Source organism: Sphingobium sp. RAC03, from assembly GCF_001713415.1.
GTDB lineage: Bacteria > Pseudomonadota > Alphaproteobacteria > Sphingomonadales > Sphingomonadaceae > Sphingobium.
Genome location: NZ_CP016456.1, coordinates 1,402,501 through 1,424,811 on the forward strand (window position 1 = coordinate 1,402,501; position 22,311 = coordinate 1,424,811).

Annotated in this window: 17 protein-coding genes (1 of these 17 only partly in view); 6 read left to right on the forward strand and 11 right to left on the reverse strand. The window is 64.4% G+C overall.

Annotated features, from left to right (window positions below; genetic code table 11):
* On the forward strand, positions 1-172 hold the 3' portion of the coding sequence (locus BSY17_RS11390; RefSeq protein ID WP_037479592.1) for a hypothetical protein. 128 nt of this gene lie to the left of the window's left edge; 172 of the gene's 300 nt are visible here — the last part of the coding sequence; its start codon lies off the left edge, out of view; it ends in the stop codon at positions 170-172.
* Positions 165-542 (forward strand): acyl-CoA thioesterase, encoded by a 378-nt coding sequence (locus BSY17_RS11395; protein ID WP_069065588.1) that lies wholly within the window; start codon positions 165-167, stop codon positions 540-542. Before BSY17_RS11390 ends, BSY17_RS11395 begins: the two co-directional genes overlap by 8 nt.
* 3 nt (positions 543-545) lie before the next feature.
* On the opposite strand, the gene BSY17_RS11400 is transcribed toward BSY17_RS11395, so the two are convergent.
* The 6 genes from BSY17_RS11400 to hisS all read right to left on the reverse strand — a co-directional run bounded on the left by BSY17_RS11400 (position 546) and on the right by hisS (position 8,246).
* Positions 546-2,072: a DUF4139 domain-containing protein gene (locus BSY17_RS11400; RefSeq protein ID WP_069065589.1), complete on the reverse strand. Its 1,527-nt coding sequence runs from the start codon at positions 2,070-2,072 to the stop codon at positions 546-548.
* Positions 2,073-2,082: 10 nt separating this feature from the next.
* Positions 2,083-3,486 carry a DUF4139 domain-containing protein gene (locus BSY17_RS11405; protein WP_069065590.1) on the reverse strand — a complete coding sequence of 468 codons (1,404 nt, stop codon included), beginning with the start codon at positions 3,484-3,486 and terminating at the stop codon, positions 2,083-2,085.
* A gap of 132 nt (positions 3,487-3,618) precedes the next feature.
* On the reverse strand, positions 3,619-4,569 hold the full coding sequence (locus tag BSY17_RS11410; protein ID WP_069065591.1) for a DUF4167 domain-containing protein: 951 nt from the start codon (positions 4,567-4,569) through the stop codon (positions 3,619-3,621).
* 299 nt (positions 4,570-4,868) lie between these two features.
* Positions 4,869-5,684, reverse strand: coding sequence for a peptide chain release factor N(5)-glutamine methyltransferase (prmC, locus tag BSY17_RS11415; protein WP_069065592.1), 816 nt, complete (start codon positions 5,682-5,684; stop codon positions 4,869-4,871).
* Entirely contained in the window at positions 5,681-6,772 is a 1,092-nt protein-coding gene (gene prfA / locus BSY17_RS11420) for a peptide chain release factor 1 (RefSeq protein ID WP_037473367.1), read from the reverse strand. The genes prmC and prfA overlap by 4 nt, the downstream gene beginning before the upstream one ends.
* 148 nt (positions 6,773-6,920) lie before the next feature.
* Positions 6,921-8,246, reverse strand: a complete 1,326-nt coding sequence (gene hisS / locus BSY17_RS11425; RefSeq protein WP_069065593.1) for a histidine--tRNA ligase — start codon at positions 8,244-8,246, stop codon at positions 6,921-6,923.
* Positions 8,247-8,389: 143 nt separating this feature from the next.
* On the opposite strand from hisS, the gene BSY17_RS11430 reads away from it, so the two are divergent.
* Both BSY17_RS11430 and ppa read left to right on the forward strand, forming a co-directional pair.
* Positions 8,390-10,321, forward strand: coding sequence for a M61 family metallopeptidase (locus BSY17_RS11430; protein WP_069066920.1), 1,932 nt, complete (start codon positions 8,390-8,392; stop codon positions 10,319-10,321).
* A gap of 37 nt (positions 10,322-10,358) precedes the next feature.
* Complete coding sequence (gene ppa / locus BSY17_RS11435) at positions 10,359-10,898, forward strand: inorganic diphosphatase (protein ID WP_037473364.1); 540 nt, start codon at positions 10,359-10,361, stop codon at positions 10,896-10,898.
* Positions 10,899-11,073: 175 nt separating this feature from the next.
* Here the strand turns inward: ppa and yczR are convergent, their stop codons facing one another.
* Positions 11,074-12,537 (reverse strand): MocR-like transcription factor YczR, encoded by a 1,464-nt coding sequence (yczR, locus tag BSY17_RS11440; RefSeq protein WP_069065594.1) that lies wholly within the window; start codon positions 12,535-12,537, stop codon positions 11,074-11,076.
* A 155-nt stretch (positions 12,538-12,692) separates the two neighbouring features.
* Between yczR and BSY17_RS11445 the strand changes: the two genes are divergently transcribed.
* A complete protein-coding gene (locus tag BSY17_RS11445) occupies positions 12,693-13,877 on the forward strand; it encodes a hypothetical protein (protein ID WP_069065595.1) in 1,185 nt (394 codons plus the stop codon).
* Between the two features lie 73 nt (positions 13,878-13,950).
* Here the strand turns inward: BSY17_RS11445 and BSY17_RS11450 are convergent, their stop codons facing one another.
* Positions 13,951-14,430 (reverse strand): hypothetical protein, encoded by a 480-nt coding sequence (locus BSY17_RS11450; RefSeq protein ID WP_069065596.1) that lies wholly within the window; start codon positions 14,428-14,430, stop codon positions 13,951-13,953.
* 86 nt (positions 14,431-14,516) lie between these two features.
* On the opposite strand from BSY17_RS11450, the gene gyrB reads away from it, so the two are divergent.
* A complete protein-coding gene (gene gyrB, locus BSY17_RS11455; protein WP_069065597.1) occupies positions 14,517-17,006 on the forward strand; it encodes a DNA topoisomerase (ATP-hydrolyzing) subunit B in 2,490 nt (829 codons plus the stop codon).
* Positions 17,007-17,178: 172 nt separating this feature from the next.
* Here gyrB and BSY17_RS11460 read toward each other — a convergent pair whose 3' ends face one another.
* The 3 genes from BSY17_RS11460 to BSY17_RS11470 form a co-directional block, all read right to left on the reverse strand.
* Positions 17,179-17,727 (reverse strand): ankyrin repeat domain-containing protein, encoded by a 549-nt coding sequence (locus BSY17_RS11460; RefSeq protein ID WP_069065598.1) that lies wholly within the window; start codon positions 17,725-17,727, stop codon positions 17,179-17,181.
* 128 nt (positions 17,728-17,855) lie between these two features.
* The gene (locus BSY17_RS11465) at positions 17,856-19,523 is read right to left on the reverse strand and encodes a catalase (RefSeq protein WP_150125783.1); all 1,668 of its coding nucleotides are present in this window, start codon (positions 19,521-19,523) and stop codon (positions 17,856-17,858) included.
* A gap of 145 nt (positions 19,524-19,668) precedes the next feature.
* On the reverse strand, positions 19,669-22,077 hold the full coding sequence (locus tag BSY17_RS11470) for a ligase-associated DNA damage response DEXH box helicase (RefSeq protein WP_069065599.1): 2,409 nt from the start codon (positions 22,075-22,077) through the stop codon (positions 19,669-19,671).
* Positions 22,078-22,311: the final 234 nt, after the last annotated feature.

The window sequence follows — 22,311 nt, forward strand, 5'->3', positions numbered from 1 at the left end:
TTATCGGTCGGAAACCATGCCGATCCATATGATCATCGCGACCATATTGGGGGTGTGGCTGACCTTCATGCTGGGCACGGGGCTGATGGCGCTCGCCTTCCTGTCGCATGGCACCGGCCATGACGAGCAGGTGATGGACCGGTTGAAGGACGAGGTGCCGTTGGATGACTGACAAGCGCGACGATGTGGTGTTGCGGGTCATGCCACGCATCGCCGACATCAACGCCAATGGCCATATTTTCGGCGGCTGGGTGCTGAGCCAGATGGATATTGCAGGCGGCATCGTGGCGCATCGAATCGCGCAGGGGGCCGTGGCGACCGTCGCGATCGAAAGCATGAAGTTCATCACGCCGATTTTGCTGGGGGATGTCGTGTCGGTCTATGCCCATGAGGAGCGGCGCGGGCGAACGTCGCTCGCCATTCGCATCGATGTGGTGGCGACGCGCGGGGCGGAGCAGGAGCAGGTCGATTTGACCAGCGGCCTGTTCACCTTCGTCGCGCTGGATGAGAATCACCGGCCGCGCCCCTTGCCCGCCATCTGATCGTCAGCGGGACGTCCGCAGGCGATAGTCGAGTTGGGCCGTTCCCTGCGCCGGCACGGTGACCGTCCAGAGCCAGGCTCCGTCACGACGGACGAGACGCGGGCGTGATCCGACGAGTCGGTTGGCTTCGTCATCTTGAAGGGTGATTTCCGCGACCAGCGGTTCGGTGCCGCTATTGATCAGCCGAAGCCCAGGGCGCTGCGTTTTGTCATCGAAGGTCCGTTCGTAGCGCAAGTGCGGGCTTTGCCCCGTCGCGATCTCTACCTTGTCGCCGATCGCCTGATCGCGCATCCGTGCCTGCGCCAGCAACAGCGATTCATCCCCGCGCATCGCGAACAGCGACAGCCCGCCGGACGGGAGCGGCACCCCTGCCCCGCTTTCGCGCCGATTGGTGAAGCGCAGCGTGCGCGTGAGCGGGCCGCCCTCGCTGGCCTCGCGCTGCGCCGATAGCCGCGCGGTATGGACGGTGGTGAAAGCGATGGCGCGCTGGTGCAGGAGGGCGACCTGCTTTTGGCCGTTGGGGTTCAGGTCGACCGTCATGGGTACGCGATAGAGTTTGAGGTCGCCCAGTTCCTCCTGCGTTGCGACGCGGCGACCCGTCACCATGATTTCCTGAGCCGCCATCATCGGTGGGGGTGGCGGTGGGGGCGGCGGTGGCGGGGGAGCCAAGCCATATGCCATCTCGCCATCCTCCCCGTCATAACTCGGTTCGGGCCAACAACTCAGGTAAAGCGGTGGGGCGTCCGGCGCGCGTCCGAGCGCGTCATAATCCGATGTGCGGTTGAGTCGTCCCGCAATCGCCAGCAGGCGCGCGTCGGGAAAGGCGACGCTGTTGCCGTTGGCGACCGTCAGCCAGGCGAACAGGTCGAGCGTTTGCCCGTCCGGCGCGATCCGCGCGACATAGTCGGCGGCCCAATCGAACCCGGTGGTGAGATAGGTGAGCGTGACATCGGCCTGCGTCGCCCGGTCGCTTTGCGTGTCGATCGACAAGGTGGGGGTCACGGACAGGTCGGACGGCACGCTGTCATGGATCAGCGTTTCGGGCAGGCCCGAACAGCGCAACGCCTCCACCCCGTCCGCGCTTTCGATGACGAGCGCCTGGTCGGGCGTGGAGCGAATGATCGCGTCCTGCTCCACCACCTTGCCAGTCGCGGGATCGGTGCGGCGTAGATGCACCGCCTTGCCCAGCGCGCCGAGTGTCAGGCTGGCGGGAGACAGCAGCCGGGCGTCGCGATTTTTCTGAATGCCGCCGCCGGGCAGGCCGGTCACCGCCGCGCTGACCGCGATCATGCCGTCGGCCACGCCCTCGAAGCGGATGGTCGCATCGCCGGGTGGGAGGGTGATGCGCCGCTGTTCGGTGACAAGCGCGAAGCCGGTGGGGAAGCGGGCGTTGATACTCCCATCGCCGCGTTGGGGATCACGATAGACGGTGACCGAGCGGGATTGCGCGCCGGGCGAGACGATCAGCGTCTGGGCGGCGGCGGGCGCCCCCGTCATCGCGAGCAGCAGCAGGATCAGCCAACGGCGCATGCGCGGGCCGTCAATAGCGGGTTTCGAAAATGGCGGTGAGGCTGGTGGTGCCATTGGCAGGCACGGTCACCTGCCACCGCGCGCTGTTGCTGTCGATCCGCTGCGACGGCAGGCTTTCGCTGACGATGCGGGTATCGTCAAAGGCGAAGTCGAGGCCCGATTGGGTCAGTTCGATCGTGACCGGCTGATCCTTCGCATTGCTGAGGTCATAGCGCATATGGCTGCGCCATTTGCTGTTCGAGACACGCTCGCGCTGTTCCACGACGGGCTTGACCTTCACGTCGAAGGCATCGCCGGTGGCAAGCGCCAGATCGCTGCCCATCGGCGTATGATCGACCTGATTTTCGCCGATGAACTGCGGCGCGCCGCCGACATCCTTCATATAGAAGCGCACCGTTCCGGCGGGCAGCGCGTCGCCAAGGCCGCCTTCCCGTGCGGTCGAGAAATGCACGACGCTGCGGACGCTTTGCGGCTCTTCGCTGCTGGCGAGCCAGCCGTTGCGATAGGCATAGCCAGCGCGGGCAGGCACGCCTTGCACGTCGAGGAAGCTCACTTGCTTGGTCTGGCGGTCGGCGATCCGGGTGCGAGCGGCGATGGGGTAGAGGTAGAAATCACCTAGTTGCTCGCGCGGGGCGGTTTCCGTTCCGGCGCGGCGAAGGGCGGCAGCACGTTGCGGGCGGTAGCCGCCCTGGCTTTGGCCGACGCTGCCCGCGACCAGCAGGGTGCGGGCATTGTCATAGCTGGTGCCGCTGGTGTTGGTGAGCGTGACCCAGCCCTGCACGTCGATCCGCCCGGCCTTGGCATCGAACAGCGCGACATAGTCCGCCGCCCAGCCAAGGCCCGGCGTCAGATAGCGGAGTGAGGCCGCGCGCGTGCCTGCGCGGGCGCTGTCCACCGTCACCGACAGGGTCGGGCGGGCGCGGAGATTGGCGGGCACCTTGTCGAAGATGACGCGCACCGGCAGGCCATCGTCGCGCAAAATCTCGATCCGCTGGCCGATCTGCAGCACCACGCCGCCCTGGACGCTCAGCACCTTGGCCTGTTCGCGCTGTTCCGCGCCGGTGGCGGGATTGGTGCGGACGATGGTAACGGTGCGACCGATCGCCTTTTCCATCAATTTGCCGGGGGACAGCAGGTCGAAGTCGAAATTCTGTTCGACGATCGATGCACCATCGGCGGCGAAGGACAGGGTTTCGGGACGGATCTGCGCCGAGACATCGGGAAATTCGATGCGGCTGATCCCGGCGGGGATGGCGAGTTGGCGCACATCCTGCACCAGCGCGAGATTATTATTGTAGATGGTGACGGCCACGTCCCCCTGCGCCGAAGCGGCGGTCGGGTCGGTCGCGTCCTGCGCCAGCGCGGCAGCGGGCAAGAGAGCAAGCAGGGGCGCAAGCAGGAACAAGCGGGGCATGGCGGCATCTCTCCGGTCGGAACGCCGGTGCCTTGTGCCGGATCGCGACGGGCTTGGAAAGCGGGCATGAAAAAGGGGATGGCGCATGGGCTGCGCCACCCCCTTTTTGTCCGGTAGAGCCGGTGTGCGGTTTTATTCGGCCGCTTCCGTCGCGGGACGGGTGCGGCGGGTGCGCTTCTTGGGCGCTTCGGCTTCACCGTCATTGTCGGCGCGACCGATGGCTGGCGGCAAGACGGCCAGGTCGAGGCTTTCATTGGCCTGTTCAGCTTCGGGCACGACCTTGCGCGGGCGACCACGGCGGGGACGCGGCGCTTCGGCTTCGGGCTGAGGCGCGGGGGCCTGTTCAACGACGGGCTGCGGCGCGGGGGCGGCCTGCTCTACCGGAGCCTGCGATTCGGCGGCGACGGGGCGATCGCGACGCGGACGGTCGCGACGGGCATTGCGATCCTCGCGCGGTTCGTCCTGGCGGCGATTCTGATCGCGCGGGGTGCGATCGCCGAACTCGCGGGGTGCGCGGTCGGCCTGATCGCGTTGCGGGCGATCGCCCTGGTCGCGTTGTCCGCGATCGGCATAATCGCGCTGGGGCCGGTCGCCCTGCTCGCGCGGGGCACGGTCGTTACGGTCATTGCGATCGTTGCGGTCATTCTGCTCACGCGGGGCGCGATCGAAACCGGGTTGTTCGCGCGGGGTGCGGTCGTAGGACGAATTGTCGGTGCGGAATTCGTCGACGCCGTCGGCGACGCCCTCGAAATCATCGCCATCTTCGTCGAAATTCTCGTCCGGGCGACGTTGGCGCTGGGGCTGGCCCTGCTGCTGTTCTTCCTGCCGGGCGCGATTGTCGGCCAGGACGCGGAAATAATGGTCAGCGAATTGGAGATAATATTCGGCGTTGACCCGATCACCCGACATCTGGGCATCGCGCGCCATATTCTTGTATTTTTCAAGAAGCTGGGTCGCATTGCCACGGGCGCGATTGTCGATGCGGTTGCCGCTGTCGCCGCCCCCGCCCCGATTGTTGGTGTTGGGACGTCCGTTATTATTCCGGCCGCGATTGCGGCGACCGGCCTGCCGGTTGTTGATCAAGATATGATCCTTGTGTTCGCTGTCATAACCTTGGCTGAAAACACTGTTCCGTCGCCATCCCCAAGCGCGACCCGCTCATCGGGCCGGATATAGCTCCGCAGGACATAGGCCATTATCTGGCTTATGCCGTCCAATGCCAGAGGTGCCGCGCAGCAGCGCCATCATGACTTTAAGGAGCTAGAAAACAGCTTTTCCATCAATGACCTAAAAGGGTCATGTCGCCGGAGCGTGCTGTTCCTGACCCCGATGTAATGGCTTTCATGGGATAAACCAAGCAAATTCGGCTTTATCATCATCAATCATCGGGTGGCGACCAGGCAGCGGTCCAACCCCGCCAAGTCGCGCAGCGGCCGCACGGCAAGGCCGACGCCTTCGAGCAGCGCCGTAACGGCAAGGCGTTGATCATGGCCGATCTCGATCGCGGCCATGCCGCCCGGTGCGATCAGGCGCGGCAGGTCGGGGACGATGCGGCGATAATCATCGAGGCCACCGGCACCCGCGAACAGCGCGCTGCCCGGTTCGCGCAGCACATCGCCCGCGAGCGCCGCGTCGCGGGCGATATAGGGCGGATTGATGAGCAGCAGGTCGAACGGGCCATCCACCCCCTGCCCCCAATCGCCGGGGTGGAATTGCGCGCGCGTCGCCAGGCCCAGCCGTGCGGCGTTACCCTGCGCGACGCCTAGCGCGCCGGGCGAGGCGTCGATCCCCAAGCCCTGTGCGGTCGGCCATTCGCTCAAGGCCGCGAGCAGGAGCGCGCCGGAGCCGGTGCCAAGGTCGAGGATGGACGCAGGCGCGCGCCCCGCGAAATGCGCGACCGCCGCCTCGATCAGCGTTTCGCTGTCGGGGCGCGGGATCAGCACGTCGGGCGTGACCGTCAGGCTGATCGTCCAGAAATCGCGCGTGCCGCTGATATAGGCGATCGGTTCGCCGTTCAGGCGGCGGTCGAGCAATGCGGCGAAGGCGGCGGGGACCGCCAGGTCGCGCTGGCGCAGCAGCATGTCGGCGCGCGAGAGGCCCAGCGCATGGGCCATCAGCAATTCGGCGTCGAGCCGCGCTGTGTCGCTGGTCGCGCTCAAACGGGCCGTAGCCTCGCGCAGCGCAGGCGCGATGCTCACCCCACCCCGTCCAGTTGCGCCAGCCGTGCGGCTTCGTCTTCGGCGATCAGCGCGTCGATGACTTCGGCAAGGCCCGGCCCTTCGAGAATTTCGGGCAGGCGGTGCAGCGTCAGGTTGATGCGGTGATCAGTGACGCGGCCTTGCGGGAAATTATAGGTGCGGATGCGTTCTGAGCGGTCGCCCGACCCGACCATCGCCTTGCGCGCGCCGGCCTGTTCGCTCTGGGTGCGTTGCCGTTCGGCTTCGTAGAGGCGCGCGCGCAGCACCTGCATCGCCTTCGCCTTATTCTTGTGCTGCGAGCGTTCGTCCTGCTGAATCACGACGAGGCCGCTGGGCAAATGGGTGATGCGGACGGCGGAGTCGGTGGTGTTGACGTGCTGGCCGCCTGCTCCGCTAGCGCGGTAAATGTCGATCTTGAGGTCGCCGTCAGCGATCTGGACATCGACTTCCTCCGGTTCGGGGAGGACGGCGACGGTCGCGGCGCTGGTGTGGATGCGCCCGCCGCTTTCGGTGACGGGGACGCGCTGGACGCGGTGGACGCCGCTTTCGAACTTGAGCTTGGCGAAGACGCCGGTGCCGGTGATGGAGGCGACGATTTCCTTGAAACCGCCCGCTTCCGACGCATTGGCCGTCATCTGCTCCATCTTCCAGCCCTGCGTATCGGCATAGCGCTGATACATGCGGAAGAGGTCGCCGGCGAACAGCGCGGCTTCGTCGCCGCCGGTTCCGGCGCGGATTTCCAGCATGGCGGGGCGGGCATCGGCGGAGTCGCGGGGCAGCAGTTGCAGCGCCAGCGCGCGTTCGGCCTGGGGCAGCTGGCTTTTGAGGAGTTGCATTTCCTCCTGCGCCATTTCGCGCATCAGCGGATCGGCATCGGCATCGACTCCGCCCGCCATATAATCGAGCGCGGCCAGTTCCTGCCGCAGGCGGCGCACTTCATGCGCGGCGCGAGCGACCGGCTCGATCTCGGCATATTCCTTCGAGAGGCGCACGAACGCATCGGGGGCAAGGTCGGCGCGCGTCATAGACGCCTGCACCTCATCCCGGCGCGCCTCGATCTGCGCAATGCGTTCGGGGGATATGTGCATTAAGTGTTGCCCCTAAATCCGTTCGGGCTGAGCGAAGTCGAAGCCCTTCGCTGAGCCGCAGGCGAAGTGCCTTCGCTACGCTCAGGCGAGCCCTTCGACAGGCTCAGGGCGAACGGGGGTGGGGGTGCGCGTTCAGACGAGATGTGCATTAGTCAGCGTGACCCAAAAGCTTCTTGGCTTCTAGGTCGTCTTCACCTGACAATTGTGAATATTCGGATGGCAGTGATCGTAAAATCAATAACAGAAGCTGAATGGCTTGATCATTGTCCTTGGAGATATGTGTAAGTTTCAGGCTATCCCGATTCCGGTTTGCATCGCGAACAAAGAGGATGGCCTGCGAACCAGATTTTTTAGCCAGTTCGATCCTACGCTTCGCATTCCCGCGAAATGCAATTTCAATCCGTTGGCCGTTACGACGCAAGGCCGCTGCAATTCTAATTGCCTCTTCTTCAAGATCTGATCGTTCCGGAACGACAGTCACGTCTGGAACGCTAATTTCCGGCGCGTCCACCAGCATTGCCAACCGCTCGATCCCCGCGGCCCAGCCGACGGCTGGCGTCGCAGGACCACCCAGATTTTCGATCAGGCCATCATAGCGTCCGCCGCCCAGCACCGTGCCCTGCGCGCCCAGGCGATCGGTGACGAATTCGAACGCGGTGTGGCGATAATAATCGAGGCCGCGCACGAGGCGCGCGTTGCGTTCCCAGGCCACGCCAGCGGCATCCAGGCCACTCGTCACCTTGTCGAAGAAGTTGCGGGCTTCGTCGGTCAGATAGGCGTCGATGTCGGGTGCGCTGTCGGCGACCGGGCGGTCGCGCGGGTCTTTGCTGTCGAGGATGCGGAGCGGGTTGCGCTGCAGACGATCGACGCTGTCTTCCGACAATTGGTCGCGATGCGCCTCGAAATGGGCGATCAGCGCGGCGCGCCAGGCGTCGCGGCTGGCGGCATCGCCCAGCGTGTTGAGCGTCAGCGTCACGCCGTCATCGATGCCCAATTCCTTGAGCAACTGGTCGGCCATGACGAGCAGTTCCACGTCCGCGCCCGGCTCGGCCGCGCCGATGATTTCGGCGTCGAGCTGGTGGAACTGGCGGAAACGGCCCTTTTGCGGGCGTTCGTAGCGGAACAGGGGTCCATGGGTCGCCACTTTAAGCGGCGCATATTGCTGCCAGCCTTCGGTGATATAGGCGCGGCTGATCCCGGCGGTAAATTCGGGGCGCAGGGTGATGGAGTCCCCGCCGCGATCGTCGAACGTGTACATTTCCTTCGACACGACGTCGGTGCTTTCGCCCAGCGAGCGGGCGAAGACGGCGGTGGATTCGAACACCGGCACTTCGACGCGCTGGAATCCGTAGAGTTTGCGCACCCGGTCGAAGGTCGCGACCACATGCGCGAAGCGTTCCTGGAACGCTTCCGTGGTGCCGCCCAGCATGTCCTGCGTGCCGCGTACCGGACGCGGCGTTTCGATTTTAGCCATGGGGATGGGCCTTTAACCGCAATTGGCCCCCAAGGAAACGCGCTTTTTGCGCGCCTGCATCAAGGGGTGGACGCGCCCGCGTAGCGACGCCATTGTGCGGACATGAGGGCCGTCCGGCCCAAACTGCATTTTCGGAGATGTTCATGATCCGCAGCCTTGCTGCCGCCCTTTTCCTGACAACGGGCCTTTCGACCGCGATTGTCAGCCCCCTTTTCGCGCAAGAGGCGATCCGGTCCAAGCCGACCGCCCTGCCCGTCAATGACGCGACCCCTGCCCCAAAGGACGTGCCCTATCCCGGCGGCACCATCAAGCTGGAGGTCGATGCAAGCGATACGACCCAGCGCATTTTTCGCGTGAAGGAAACGATTCCGGTTGCCGCCAGCGGGCCGATGACGCTGCTGATGCCCGCCTGGTTGCCCGGCAATCATGCGCCGCGCGGGCAGATCGAGAAGCTGACGGGGCTGACCATCACCGCCAATGGCCAGCCAGTGGCGTGGAAGCGCGATCCGCTCAACGTCTTCGGCTTCATCATCGACGTGCCGCAGGGCGCGCGCGAAGTCGTGGCGCAATTCCAGTTCCTGTCCGCGACCCAGCCCAATCAGGGCCGCGTCGTCATCACGCCCAAGATGCTGAACATCCAATGGGAAAGCGTCTCGCTCTACCCGGCGGGCTATTATACGCGGCAGATCCCGGTGCAGGCGACCGTCACCTATCCGGCGGGCTGGCAGGCGGCGACCGCGTTGCGCGGCACCAAGAGCGGCAACCGCGTCGCTTATGAGACGATAGATTATGAAGCCTTGCAGGATTCGCCAGTCTTTGCCGGCCGCTATTTCAAGGCGGTGGACCTGGGCAAGAATGTGACGCTCAACATCGTCGCCGACGATGCCGACGAGCTGGAATACAAGCCCGAACAGATGGCCAAGCATAAGAAGCTGGTCGATGAAGCGGGCGCGCTGTTCGGCAGCTATCATTTCGACCATTATGATTTTCTGCTGGCGCTGACCGACGAAATGGGCGGCATTGGCCTGGAGCATCATCGCTCCTCGGAAAATCAGGTCGAGCCGGGCTATTTCAAGAAATGGGAGTCGGGCGAGGCGCTGCTGGACCGCAACCTGTTGCCGCATGAATTCACCCATAGCTGGGACGGCAAGTTCCGCCGCCCCGATTTGCTGTGGACCCCCGATTTCCGCACGCCGATGCAAGATAATCTGCTGTGGGTCTATGAAGGGCAGACGCAGTTCTGGGGCTATGTGCTGGGTGCCCGGTCGGGGATGTTCACCAAGCAGGAAACGCTGGACGCCTATGCCCAGATCGCGGCCAAGCTCGATACCAATGTCGGTCGGCAATGGCGGCCAATGGAAGACACCACCCATGACCCGATCATCTCCGCGCGGCGGCCCAAGGGCTGGGCCAGCTGGCAGCGGTCGGAGGATTATTATAATGAAGGGCTGATGATCTGGCTGGAGGCCGATGCGATCATTTCGAAGGCGACGCGCGGCACCAAGGGGCTGGACGATTTCGCCAAGGCTTTCTTCGGCGTGAAGCCGGGCGACTGGGGCCAGCTCGTCTATAATCGCCAGGAGGTGATCGACACGCTCAACGGCATCGCGCCTTATGATTGGGCCGGTTTCTTCCGCACCTATGTCGACAGCCCGACCAAGGAAACGCCCAAGGGCGGCTTCATCCTGGGTGGCTATAAGCTGGTCTATGGCGACGAGCCGAACGCCATCACCAAGGCGGCCGAGGGCGCGAACAAGATGGTCGACCAGAGCTTTGGCCTGGGCGCGATCGTCAAGAATGACGGCGATATCAGCGCCGTCATCTGGGACAGCGCGGCGTTCAAGGCCGGGCTGGTGGTCGGTGCCAAGATCGTAGCGGTCAATGGCGACGAGTTTTCCGGCGACGTGTGGAAGGCGGCAATCAAGGCCAAGCAGCCGATCCAGATCATCCTAAAGCAGGATAAATATTACCGCACATTGTCACTCGATTATTCGGGCGGGCTGCGCTATCCGCGCCTCGAAAAGACAGGAGAGGGTGAAGGCAGTCTCGACCGACTGCTCAAGCCGAGAACATAATCACCCGTAGCGCATCATCGTAGCAAAAGGCGTTTCCATGAATATCGAACTGATCCCGGTGGGCGACGATCCGCCAAACAGCCTGAACGTCATCATCGAAGTGCCGGTTGGCGGCGAGCCGGTGAAATATGAATTCGACAAGGCGTCGGGCGCGCTGTTCGTGGACCGCATTTTGCATACGCCGATGCGCTACCCCGCCAATTATGGCTTCGTGCCGCACACGCTGTCGCCCGATGGCGACCCGCTCGACGCGCTCGTCATCGCGCGCTCGCCCTTCGTCCCCGGATCGGTCGTGCGCGCGCGCCCGATCGCGGTGCTGAACCTGGAAGACGAAGCCGGCGGCGATGAAAAGCTGGTGTGCGTGCCCGACAACAAGACCTTCCCTTATTATGCCGATATCAGCGAGAAGGACGACCTGCCCGGCATCGTGATGGAGCAGATCGAGCATTTCTTCACCCACTATAAGGACTTGGAAAAGACCAAGTGGGTGCGCATCGGCACCTGGGGCGGCGCGGAAGACGCCAAGCAGATCACGCTGGAAGCCATCGCCCGCTATCAGGCGGCGAAGGCAGGCTGAGGCTTTTGAGCTAGAGCTAAGCAAGAGGCCGCGCGGGGTGACCTGCGCGGCCTTTTTGTTGGCAGACAAGCGGCAGCGTCGAGCCCCCTCATCCAACTTCGCCTAAGTGCCTGCGGCACCAAGGCTGCGTATCCTTCTCCCCGCCGGGGAGAAGGGGCATCTACTCATTACCCCCTCAGATCAATCGGTCCGCTTCCAGCGCGAGCGCGAGCGAATCGCGGCTTCTGGGCAGGCGGGCGTGGAGGCGGGCGTCGGCTTCGGCGAGGCGTTCGACGCCGGTGGCGAGTTGCTCTTCGGACAAGGTGAAGGGCAGGCGCAGGAAGCGTTCGAACGCGCCGCTGACGCCGAAGCGCGGTCCCGGCGCGACGCGCACGCCGAGATTTTCGGCGAGCGCGGCGAGTGCGGTGGCTTCAGCGCGGGGGAGTTGCGCCCAAAGCGACAGGCCACCCGCAGGCGCTTCGACCCGCCAATGGGGCAGATGCCGGTCGATCAGGCCGAGCAGATGGTCGCGCCGGTCACGCAGCATCGCAGCGCGGGTGCCAAGCCCCTCGCCCGCGTCCAGCAGATACGCGACGGCGAGTTGTTCCAGCACGGGGCTGGCCATGTCGGTCGTCGTGCGCAGACGCGCCAGCGCGGCGATCGTCTGCGGGTCGGCGCGAATCCAGCCGGTGCGCAGGCCTCCCCAATAGATTTTGCTGGCCGAACCCATGGTGATGACCTGCCGCCCGGACGGATCATGCAGCGCGACCGGCGGCGGGGCCGCGAAATCGAGGCCCATCGCTGCCATCGTCTCGTCAATCACCAGCGGCGTGTGGCTGCGCGCGGCGACGGCGACGAGCGCGCGGCGGGTAGCCGGGTCCATGCTGCGCCCGGTGGGGTTGTGGAAATCGGAGATGATATAGGCAAAGCGCGGGGCCGTCTGGCGAAAGGCCGCATCCATCGCATCAATATCCCAGCCCTGGGTCGGCAGGCCCACGGGCACGGGCACGACATGAGCGCGCTGCAACGCCTGGATCGCGTTATGATAGGTCGGATGATCGATCACGACCCGGTCGCCCGGCCCCGCGAGCCAGTGGAGCAGCAGCGAAAAGCCTTGCTGCGCGCCGTTGGTGACGATGATCTGGTCCGGGCTGGTCGGGCAACCGCGCCTTTCATAATCGGCGGCGATCGCGCGGCGCAGCACGGGAAGGCCGAGCGGATCATAGCCAAGATCGCCCAGATGCGCGGGCAGCGCGTCGAGCGCGGCGGCATAGGCGCGCGCCACGCCGGGCGCGGCGGGGAGCGCGGCATGGGTCCAGTTCAGGAGGTTGCCGCCGCTGGCGATGCCGTCGTCAACAGGTGGTGCGGGCGTGTCGCCGGGCGGCAGGCGCGTGACACTGCCTGACCCCTGGCGGCTTTCGAGATAGCCCTCGTCACGCAGCCGATCGAAGGCGGCGGCGATGGTGGTGCGGCTGAGGCCCAGCGCAGCGGCCAGTTCCCGCTCACCGGGCAAACGGACGTTGAGGCCGATCCGGCCGTCCAGCACCAGCATCCGCAAGGCCTGCGCGAGCTGGCGATAGGCAGGCTGGGCGCTATCGAGCGCGCGCCATGCGCCGAGCAGGCGCAGCAGGGAGGGCGGGCGAAGATGCGAAGTGGACATGGCCTAGCGTTCCATTTGGGGAGCAATGCCATGCCATTTACCGCGCAATGGCCCTGATGGGAAAGGCCAGTTGCTGCGAACCTGCCTGCGCCGTTGACCTGCCGGATCAGATGGGCATGATCCCGCCAACCCGTTGATCCCAGGAGCCTGATCCCATGCGCCCCGTCCTTGCTTGCGCCCTTCTTCTGATGTTGGGTGCCGCCGCGCCCTCACCGCCTACCCTGTCGCCGCTGGCGTTCGAGCAGATTGCACCGGCTGGCACTAAGATGCCGCGCTTCAAGGTGGATGCCGCCTGGCCGACGATGCCGGACGACCTGTTGCTGGGGCAGGTAAGCGGCGTGGCGGTGGGGCCGGACGATTCGGTCTGGGTGGTGCATCGGCCCCATTCGCTGACCGGCACCGATACGGGATTGGCGCAGACGCCGCCGATCGCGGTCTGCTGCAAGCCTGCGCCGCCGGTGGTGCGGTTCGGCAAGGATGGCACCTATATGGGCGGCTGGGGTGGCGCGGCGAGCGCGCCGAGCGTCGATGGCATCAGCCAGTGGCCCGCCAGCCTGCATGGCATATTCGTCGATCAGGCCAATACGGTCTGGTTCGGCGGCAATGGCAAGGACGACCATGTCGTGCTGAACTACAGCGCGGACGGCACATTCTTGCGCGCCTTTGGCAAGCGGGGCGAGACCAAGGGCAATGATGCGACCGACCGGCTGGGCAATCCGTCCGACGTGCATCAGGTCGATGGCATGGTGCTGGTGTCGGACGGCTATGTGAACCGCCGGGTGATCGGCTTCGACGCGAAGACCAATGGCTATAAGGGGCGTTGGGGCGCCTATGGCAAGCCGCCGATCGCGCCGACCCGTCAAGGGGCGTTCGACCAGAGCCATGCGGTCGATCCCAGCAAGGTGGCCAATCCCAAAGCCGATATCTTTGGCGACATCGTGCATTGCGTGGTGCCGACGAAGGATGGGCATGTCTATGTGTGCGACCGCAACAACAACCGGGCGCAATTGTTCAAGCGCGGCAAGGACGGGGCGCTGACTTTCGTCCGCGATCTCGCCATCGCCCCGGAAACCGGGGGCACGCATACGGTGACCGACATCGCCTTTTCGCCCGACCCGGAGCAGACCTATCTCTATGTCGCCGACATGATGAACGGGCGGGTGTGGATTTTGCTGCGCAAGACGCATGACGTGCTGGGCGCGATTGGGCGTGTGGGGCGGCAGGCGGGACAGTTCACCTGGCTGCACAGCATCGATACCGACAGCGAAGGCAATATCTATACGACCGAGGTGAATACCGGGCGGCGGGTGCAGAAGCTGGTTTTTACCGGGGTCGAGTGAGTGAGATAGAAGGCGGTGCGTAGCGCTTCTCGACTTCGCTCGAAGCGAACGGAGGTTGGTGAAGCCGCGGTTTTTACCCGCCGATCAACCGCATATAGGGGCTGGCGAGCCAGCCGCTGACGCAGGGGCCGGCATAGGGTTGTTTGCGGTCCACGGGCGACGACACGCCGCAATCGCCTGCCGGTTCGCCCTCTTGCGCGGGTGCGGGCTGCACGACGACGCCCAGCCATTTCTGGTCGAGGCTGCGGGTGCAGATATAGGCGCGCTGGCCTTCGGGCAGCTGCGCGATCACCTTCGCATCGGCGAACGGTGCGGCGAGCAGCGGCAGCCCCCCTGCCCCGCTGCGGCTCACCTGGCCCAGACCACCGCAGGCGTCGAGCCGAGGCCCGTCTTCGCCGATCGTCACGGGCCGGGCGGATGGCGTATCCATGCGGGTTTCGGAGACCTTCGAGCGCGGCGCATCGGCGAGTGAACTGTTGGGCAATTCGTCCAGCACCTCGCGGCTGTCGGAACAGGCGGCGAGCATCAGGAGGAGGGCAAGGGTTCGGACCATGGAGACGGGATAGACCGGCAGGCTGGTGGGGGGAAGGGGCCATGTTTCGCTTTAGTTTCAGCCCGCCTTTCCCTATAGGCTGGGCTATGAGCGAAGAACCCGTAAACTCCCCGAACAGCAACGAATATGGCGCCGACAGCATCAAGGTGCTGAAAGGTCTAGATGCGGTCCGCAAGCGGCCGGGCATGTATATCGGCGATACCGACGATGGCAGCGGCCTGCACCATATGGTGTTCGAGGTCAGCGACAATGCGATCGACGAAGCACTGGCCGGGCATTGCGACCGGATCGACATCACGCTGAACCCCGATGGCTCGGTCAGCGTCATGGACAATGGCCGCGGCATCCCGACCGGCATCCATACCGAAGAAGGCGTGTCGGCGGCCGAGGTCATCATGACCCAGCTGCACGCCGGGGGTAAGTTCGAGAATACGTCGGACGACAATGCCTATAAGGTATCGGGCGGCCTGCATGGCGTGGGCGTGTCCGTGGTGAACGCGCTGTCCGACTGGCTGGAGCTGAACATCTGGCGCGACGGGCAGGAACATTGGATGCGGTTCCGCCATGGCGATGCTGAGGCACCGCTCAAGGTGCTGGGTCCGGCCGCACCGGGGCAGAAGGGCACGAAGGTCACCTTCATGTTCTCGACCGACACGTTCAAGAACGTCACCGACTATGATTTCGACAAGCTGGAGCATCGCTATCGCGAGCTGGCTTTCCTCAACAGCGGCGTGCGCCTGTTCCTGACCGACGCGCGGCATGAGGAAAGCAAGACGGTCGAGCTTTATTATGAGGGCGGCATTGCGGCCTTCGTCAGCTATCTCGATCGCAATAAATCGGCGATGATGCCGGAGCCGATCGCCATTTCGGGCACGCGCGACAATGTGACCATCGAAGTCGCGCTGGAATGGAACGACAGCTATTATGAAAATGTGCTGTGCTTCACCAACAATATCCCGCAGCGCGACGGCGGCACCCATTTGGCGGCGTTCCGCGCCGCGCTGACCCGCACCCTCAACAATTATGCCGAAAAGTCGGGCATGTTGAAGAAGGAGAAGGTGAGCCTGACCGGCGAAGATATGCGCGAAGGGCTGACCGCGATCGTTTCGGTCAAGCTGCCCGATCCCAAATTCTCGTCGCAGACCAAGGACAAGCTGGTCAGTTCCGAAGTGCGCCAGCCGCTGGAAAGCCTGATGGCCGACAAGATGGCCGAGTGGTTGGAGGAAAATCCGGCGCATGGCAAGATGATCATCCAGAAGGTGATCGACGCCGCCGCCGCGCGCGAAGCCGCCAAGAAGGCGCGCGAGCTGACCCGGCGCAAGGGCGTGCTGGATATCGCCAGCCTGCCCGGCAAGCTGGCCGACTGCCAGGAGCGCGACCCGGCCAAGTCCGAACTGTTCCTGGTCGAGGGTGATTCGGCCGGTGGTTCAGCCAAGCAAGGCCGCAACCGGCATAATCAGGCGATCCTGCCGCTGAAGGGCAAGATTTTGAACGTCGAGCGCGCGCGCTTCGACAAGATGCTGTCGTCCAAGGAAGTCGGCACGCTCATTCAGGCGATGGGCACGGGCATCCGCGACGATTTCAACCTGGAAAAGCTGCGCTACCACAAGATCGTCATCATGACCGACGCGGACGTCGATGGCGCGCATATCCGCACGCTGCTTTTGACCTTCTTCTATCGCCAGATGCCGCAGATCATCGAGGGCGGGCATCTCTATATCGCCCAGCCGCCGCTCTATAAGGCGACGCGGGGCCGCAGCGAACTCTATCTGAAGAACGATATCGCGCTGGAGCAATATCTGGTCGATAATGGTGTCGAATCGATGGTGCTGGAGGGTCCGGCCGGCACACGGACCGGCAATGACCTCAAGAGTCTGGTGGATCATGCCCGGCGGATGCGCGCGGTGATGCGCTATGTCCCCCGCCGTTATGACCCGGCGATCATCGAGGCGCTGAGCCTGACCGGGGCGCTCGACCCCGAATTGTCGCAGGACGAGCAGGCGACACGTCTGGCCGCTGCCGTCGCCTGGATGGGCGCGCAGGATGCCGAGGGCAAATGGACCGGCCGGATCGCCGAAGAAGGCGGCTTCCATTTCGAACGGCTGTGGCGCGGCGTGACCGACCATCATGTCATCGAACATGGTTTCGTCGGGTCGGCCGAGGCGCGCAAGCTGCACACATTGGCGAGCGAAGAATCGCAAAGCTATCTGACGCCCGCCCGGCTGGTGACGGCCAAGGCGGCAATGGCGGCCGAAGAAGCGGGCGACGATGACCTGCCTGCGGCACCGGCCAAGGGCATGACGCTGGTGACGCGGCCGAGCGAATTGCTGGAAGCGATTTTGGCGGCCGGGCGCAAGGGGCTGGCGATCCAGCGCTACAAGGGGCTGGGCGAGATGAATGCCGAGCAATTGTGGGAAACCACGCTGGACCCCGACAACCGGTCGATGCTGCGGGTCGAGGTCGAGCAGGCGGATATTGCCGACGAGATTTTCAGCCGCTTGATGGGCGAAGTCGTCGAACCGCGGCGCGAGTTCATTCAGGATAATGCGCTGAACGTCGCTAATCTGGACGTCTAAAGCGGACAGCGAAGCGGACATTGGTTTGCGAAAACGACGTTGGACGGGGGTGGTTCGCCGCCCCGTCCGGTGTCGCCCTATGTCCGCTTTGCTTGATCGGAAGATGCTGAAATAGCGCCATCTTCCGTTTCACGTGGAACAGGCTTTGTACGCTATTCCCGCCAAATGGTGGTTATGGCGTGGCGTCGAGTTGTTTGACCATCGCGTCATTGCCCTGGCCTTGGGCGACGGCCTTGGCGGTGCGGCCGGAGGCGTCGGCAAGCGCGGGATCAGCCCCGGCTTTCACCAGCATGGCGACCTGGGCGCTGCGGCCAAAGAGCGCCGCCATCATCAGCGCGGTTTGCCCCGCCTTGTTGCGGGCGTTGACGTCGCAGCCTGCGGTCAGAAGCCGCGCGGCGATCGCGTCATTGCCCTTGAAGGCGACGCCCATTTGCGCGGTATTGCCCTGCGATTCGTCGGGCTTGCAGGCGTCGGCACCGGCGGCGATCAGCGCGTCGAGCGTTTCCGCCTGACCATTATAGGCCGCGAGGATGAGCGGGGTGAAGCCGCGGGCGTCGGTTGCGTTAAGGTCGACGCCTGCCTTGACGAGCGGCGTGATCATGTCGGTACGGCCGAGTCGGGCGGCGTCGAACAGGAGTTGCTGGCGGCGTTCGGGGGTGGGGAGTGCGTCGGGCGCGGGCGTTGCGGCGGCCAGCGCTGTGGCCAGGAGGAGGGAGAGCATCGCTAGTCAGCCTTATTGTGTAAATGATCCGTTCGGGCTGAGCCTGTCGAAGCCCCTCCCTTCTTTACATAGGGAAAGAAGGAAGGGCCCTTCGACAAGCTCAGGGCGAACGGTGTTTGTGCCGTGCCTTAACGCACGGTCAGGCGTTGTTGCGGATAGGCGGCTTCATATTCGGAGACCGCCTTGGTCACTTCCGCCATGGGCACGTTCACCGCCTTGGCGATGCGGGTGCCGTAATCCTTGTCCGCCTGGTAGAAATAGCTGACCATCATTGTGCGGGTGCGGTCGGAGGTGACCTGGCCCAAATCGCCCGCGAGGTTCGCGATCAGGTCGGCCTTGTCCTTGGCCGACAGCGCGCGGTAGAAGATGCCTGCCTGTGCGAAATTATTGGTCTTTTCGATCGGTTTGGTGTCGACCGTCGCATTGATCGCATAGGTCGACTGGCCAAATTCGGCCGCAGCCTGCTTCTGCACCATCGCCGGGAAATAATTGACGTTGGAGGTCGAGCCGGTCGCGTCCATCACGCCATCCTGCGAATTATTGACCACCGGGGCCAGCGGCTTGTTGACCGGCAGTTGCAGGACGTTCGCGCCGACGCGATAGCGCTGCGTGTCGGCATAGCTGAACAGGCGGCCCTGGAGCATCCGGTCGGGCGAGGCTTCGATGCCGGGCACCATGTTGGACGGCGCAAAGGCCGACTGATCGGTGAATTCGAAATAATTGGCCGGCATCTTGTTGAGCGTCATCTCGCCGATCTTGCGGAAGGGTACGTCGAGCCATTCCTTGGTATCGTCAAACGGATTATAGTCGAGACCCGCAAATTGTTCGGGGGTCATGGTCTGCACCATCAGATCCCAGGTCGGGAAATTGCCCTTGCCGACTTCGCGATAGAGATCGTCGGTCAGGAAGTTGAACTGGGCCGCGCCTGCATCCTTGCCGGTAAGATTCTTGACGCCCTGGCGGCTGATCCAGCGGAACTTGGCGAAAGTCACCTTGCCCTGCGCGTTCACCAGCTTGAAGGCGTGGACGCCATTGCCGTCCATGGTGCGGTAGGAGGAAGGCGTGCCCAGGTTCGAATAGAGCTGGGTCAGCATATTGGTGGATTCAGGCGTGTTCGAGAAGAAATCGAAATAGCGGTTGGGGTCTTGCTTGTTGGTGACCGGCGAGGGCTTGAGGCTGTGAACCATGTCAGGGAATTGCATGGCGTCGCGGATGAAGAAGATCGGCAGGTTGTTGCCGACCAGATCCCAATTGCCCTGATCCGTGTAGAATTTGGTGGCAAAGCCGCGCGGGTCGCGCAGGCCTTCAGGGCTGCCCGATGGGTGGATGACGCTGGAGAAGCGCACGAAGACCGGGGTTTCCTTACCCGACGTGAACAGCGAGGCGCGGGTCAGGTCGCTCATGTCGGCGGTGGCGCGGAAGACGCCATGCGCGCCAGTGCCGCGCGCGTGGACGACGCGCTCTGGGATGCGTTCGCGGTCGAAGCGAGCAAGCTTTTCAATCAGCGTGGTGTCTTCAAGCAGTACCGGGCCAAGGTCGCCTGCGGTCTTGCTGTTGCGGTTAGCCCCGATCGGCGCGCCATTGTCGCGCGTCATGTTGGGGACGGTCGCGGGCGCAGCTTCGGCGGGGACGGTCATGGTCTGCCCGGCATCGGCGGGCAAGGTGACGGTGGCCATGCGCGGGGCGACCTGCGTGCTGGTCTGGGCCAAGGCCTGTGCGCCGACAAGCGCGGACAGGCTGACGGCAGCCAGGGTCAGGCCGCGCAGCGGCGCGGCCGAAATCGGTGAATTCGACATGATCAGGTTCCTCTGTTGTTTTGTCGATCGTGACGATCGACACCCCTCGGACTGGGAAACGATGGATGGACCCGTAAAGTCCGCAAGAGAAACGGCTTATCTAGCTTTCAGATAGTGGGAATTTCGATCATTGCCGCAGCAATGCTCAATCGGCGCGCATCGCCAACGTCACCAGTGCTTCGGCTTCGATCAGCAACGCATCCTCGGCAGCGCTTTGCGCGACCTGCTCGCGGCCGATGAGGATGAGGACCGGCACGGCAAGCGGGCTGACCCGGTCGAGCGTGACATGCAGCATAGTCGTCGCCGCCCGGTCGATCAGGTCACCCAGCCGCCCGACATCGGTCATCCGCGCGCGGGCGTCGGCCCAGGCTGCCTTGATCAGCAGATGGTCAGGCTGATATTTGCGCAGCACGTCGTAGATGAGGTCGGTGGAGAAAGTGACCTGCCGCCCGGTCTTGCGCTTGCCGGGATGCTGGCGCTCGATCAGGCCGGAGATGACCGCGACGTCGCGGAAGGCGCGTTTGAGCAGGCTCGATTGTTCGACCCAATCGACAAATTCATGGTCGAGTATGTCGGCGGAGAAAAGGCTTTGCGGGTCGGTGACGGGTTTCAGGCCGTAGACGGCGAGCGCGTAGTCGTTGGCGACGAAACCCAAGGGCATAAGGCCCTGGCTCTCCATCCGGCGGGTGAGCAACATGCCGAGCGATTGATGCGCGTTCCAGCCTTCGAAACTGTAGCAGACCAGATAGTGACGGCCTTCGTGCGGGAAGGTTTCGATGAGCAGTTGGCCCGGTTGCGGCAGGACCGAGCGGAGTTTCTGCATGTCCAGCCATTCGCGCACGTCGGACGGGAAGCGATGCCATTGGTCGGGGCTGGCGAGGAAAGCGCGGACCCGGTCGGCAAGGCGCGTGGACATGGCCATGCGGCTGCCGCCCCAACTGGGGATGCGCGCCTGTTTGGAGGTGGCGCGGACGACCAGATCGGTCGTGTCCATCTTCACTACTTCCAGCGCCATGCCGGAGAAGAAGAAACTGTCGCCGGGCGTAAGCTGGGCGGCAAAGCCCTCCTCCACCGTGCCGAGCTTGCGACCATTGGCGAAGCGGACGGCGAGCGCGGGCTGATCGACGATGATCCCGGCGTTGAGGCGATGCTGCTGAATGAAGCGGGGGTGAGCGACGCGCCATATGCCGTCCGCGTCCTGAGCCAGCCGCTTGAACCGGTCATAGGCGCGCAGGGCGTAGCCGCCGCCTTCGATGAAATGGAGGACGGAGGCGAAGGCGTCGGGCGTCAGCGCGCTATAGGGGGTGGCAGACTGGATTTCGGCGAGCATCGCGGCTTCGTGGAAGGGACCGGCGCAGGCGAGGCCCATGATATGTTGGGCAAGGACATCGAGGCTGCCGACGCGGAAATCATCGGCGTCGCGCTCGCCCGCCTCCACGGCGTCGAGGGCGGCGCGGGCTTCGAGATATTCGAAGCGGTTGCCGGGGATGAGGATCGCCTCGCTCGCCTGATCGAGCCGATGATTGGCGCGGCCGATCCGCTGGAGCAGGCGCGACGAGCCCTTGGGTGCGCCCATCTGGATGACGCAATCGACATTGCCCCAATCGACGCCGAGGTCGAGCGAGGCGGTGGCGACCAAAGCGCGGAGTTTGCCATCGGCCATCGCGCTTTCGACCTTGCGGCGGGCTTCGATGGACAAGCTACCATGGTGGATGGCGATCGGCAGGTTGGCGTCGTTCGCTGACCAAAGCTCCTGAAAGATGAGTTCGGCGAGGCCGCGCGTGTTGCAGAAGACGAGCGTGGTTTGATGCGCGGCGATTTCGGCCATCACCTGATGCGCGGCATATTTGCCTGAGTGACCCGACCAGGGGACGCGACCTTCGGGGATGAGGATGGTGACGTTCGGCTCCGCGCCTGCCTCCCCCAAAACCGCCGCGACCGTGTCGATATCGCCATCGGGCGCGAGCCAGGCGCGATAGGCATCGACGTCCGCCACGGTGGCGGACAGGGCGACGCGGCGCAGGGCGGGATTGATCGTCTGAAGCCTCGCCATCGACAGGCTGAGCAGATCGCCGCGCTTCTGCGTGGCGAAGGCGTGGACTTCATCGACGATGACGGTTTGCAGATCGGCGAACATCAGCGTCGCGTCGGGATAGCTGAGCAGCAGCGAGAGCGATTCGGGCGTGGTGAGGAGGATGTGGGGCGGCTTGATGCGCTGGCGGGCCTTGCGGTCCGAGGGCGTGTCGCCGGTGCGGGTTTCGACGCGGATTGGGAGCGCCATATCCTCGATCGGGGTCAGCAGATTGCGGCGCACGTCTACCGCCAGCGCCTTGAGCGGCGAGACATAGAGGGTGTGGAGCCGGTCGGTCGGGTGGTCGATCAGGTCAGCCAGGGTCGGCAGGAAGCCCGCCAGCGTCTTGCCCGCGCCGGTCGGGGCGACGAGCAGCGCATGATCGCCCCGACGCGCGGCGGCGAGCATGGCGCGCTGGTGCGTGCGTGGCGCCCAGCCGCGGGCGGCGAACCAGTCTTCCAGCACGGGGGGGAGAGCATCCATGGGGTGGATGTAGGGAGTCGGCTCAAGCCTGTCACGACATGGGCGGGAAGAAGGGTTCGCGCGGAGACGCAGAGACGCGGAGGGACTAGCCGACGGTTCGCGCGCTCCGCGGCTTTGCGCGTGGATATTCGCCGATGATCTGCACGGCGCGATCGCGTAATTTAAGTCCACGTCGGTAAAATTTTATGTCGCTGCCCTCTGGCCGTCCGACCTGTCCCTGCGTTACCATCGCGC

What these genes read in the sequence shown, in the direction of transcription:
- BSY17_RS11395 (WP_069065588.1), top strand. Translation starts at nt 165, where the DNA reads ATGACTGACAAGCGCGACGATGTGGTGTTGCGGGTCATGCCACGCATC.
- BSY17_RS11400 (WP_069065589.1), bottom strand. Translation starts at nt 2,072, where the DNA reads ATGCGCCGTTGGCTGATCCTGCTGCTGCTCGCGATGACGGGGGCGCCC.
- BSY17_RS11405 (WP_069065590.1), bottom strand. Translation starts at nt 3,486, where the DNA reads ATGCCCCGCTTGTTCCTGCTTGCGCCCCTGCTTGCTCTCTTGCCCGCT.
- prfA (WP_037473367.1), bottom strand. Translation starts at nt 6,772, where the DNA reads ATGCACATATCCCCCGAACGCATTGCGCAGATCGAGGCGCGCCGGGAT.
- hisS (WP_069065593.1), bottom strand. Translation starts at nt 8,246, where the DNA reads ATGGCTAAAATCGAAACGCCGCGTCCGGTACGCGGCACGCAGGACATG.
- BSY17_RS11430 (WP_069066920.1), top strand. Translation starts at nt 8,390, where the DNA reads ATGATCCGCAGCCTTGCTGCCGCCCTTTTCCTGACAACGGGCCTTTCG.
- ppa (WP_037473364.1), top strand. Translation starts at nt 10,359, where the DNA reads ATGAATATCGAACTGATCCCGGTGGGCGACGATCCGCCAAACAGCCTG.
- yczR (WP_069065594.1), bottom strand. Translation starts at nt 12,537, where the DNA reads ATGTCCACTTCGCATCTTCGCCCGCCCTCCCTGCTGCGCCTGCTCGGC.
- BSY17_RS11445 (WP_069065595.1), top strand. Translation starts at nt 12,693, where the DNA reads ATGCGCCCCGTCCTTGCTTGCGCCCTTCTTCTGATGTTGGGTGCCGCC.
- BSY17_RS11450 (WP_069065596.1), bottom strand. Translation starts at nt 14,430, where the DNA reads ATGGTCCGAACCCTTGCCCTCCTCCTGATGCTCGCCGCCTGTTCCGAC.
- gyrB (WP_069065597.1), top strand. Translation starts at nt 14,517, where the DNA reads ATGAGCGAAGAACCCGTAAACTCCCCGAACAGCAACGAATATGGCGCC.
- BSY17_RS11460 (WP_069065598.1), bottom strand. Translation starts at nt 17,727, where the DNA reads ATGCTCTCCCTCCTCCTGGCCACAGCGCTGGCCGCCGCAACGCCCGCG.
- BSY17_RS11465 (WP_150125783.1), bottom strand. Translation starts at nt 19,523, where the DNA reads ATGTCGAATTCACCGATTTCGGCCGCGCCGCTGCGCGGCCTGACCCTG.
- BSY17_RS11470 (WP_069065599.1), bottom strand. Translation starts at nt 22,077, where the DNA reads ATGGATGCTCTCCCCCCCGTGCTGGAAGACTGGTTCGCCGCCCGCGGC.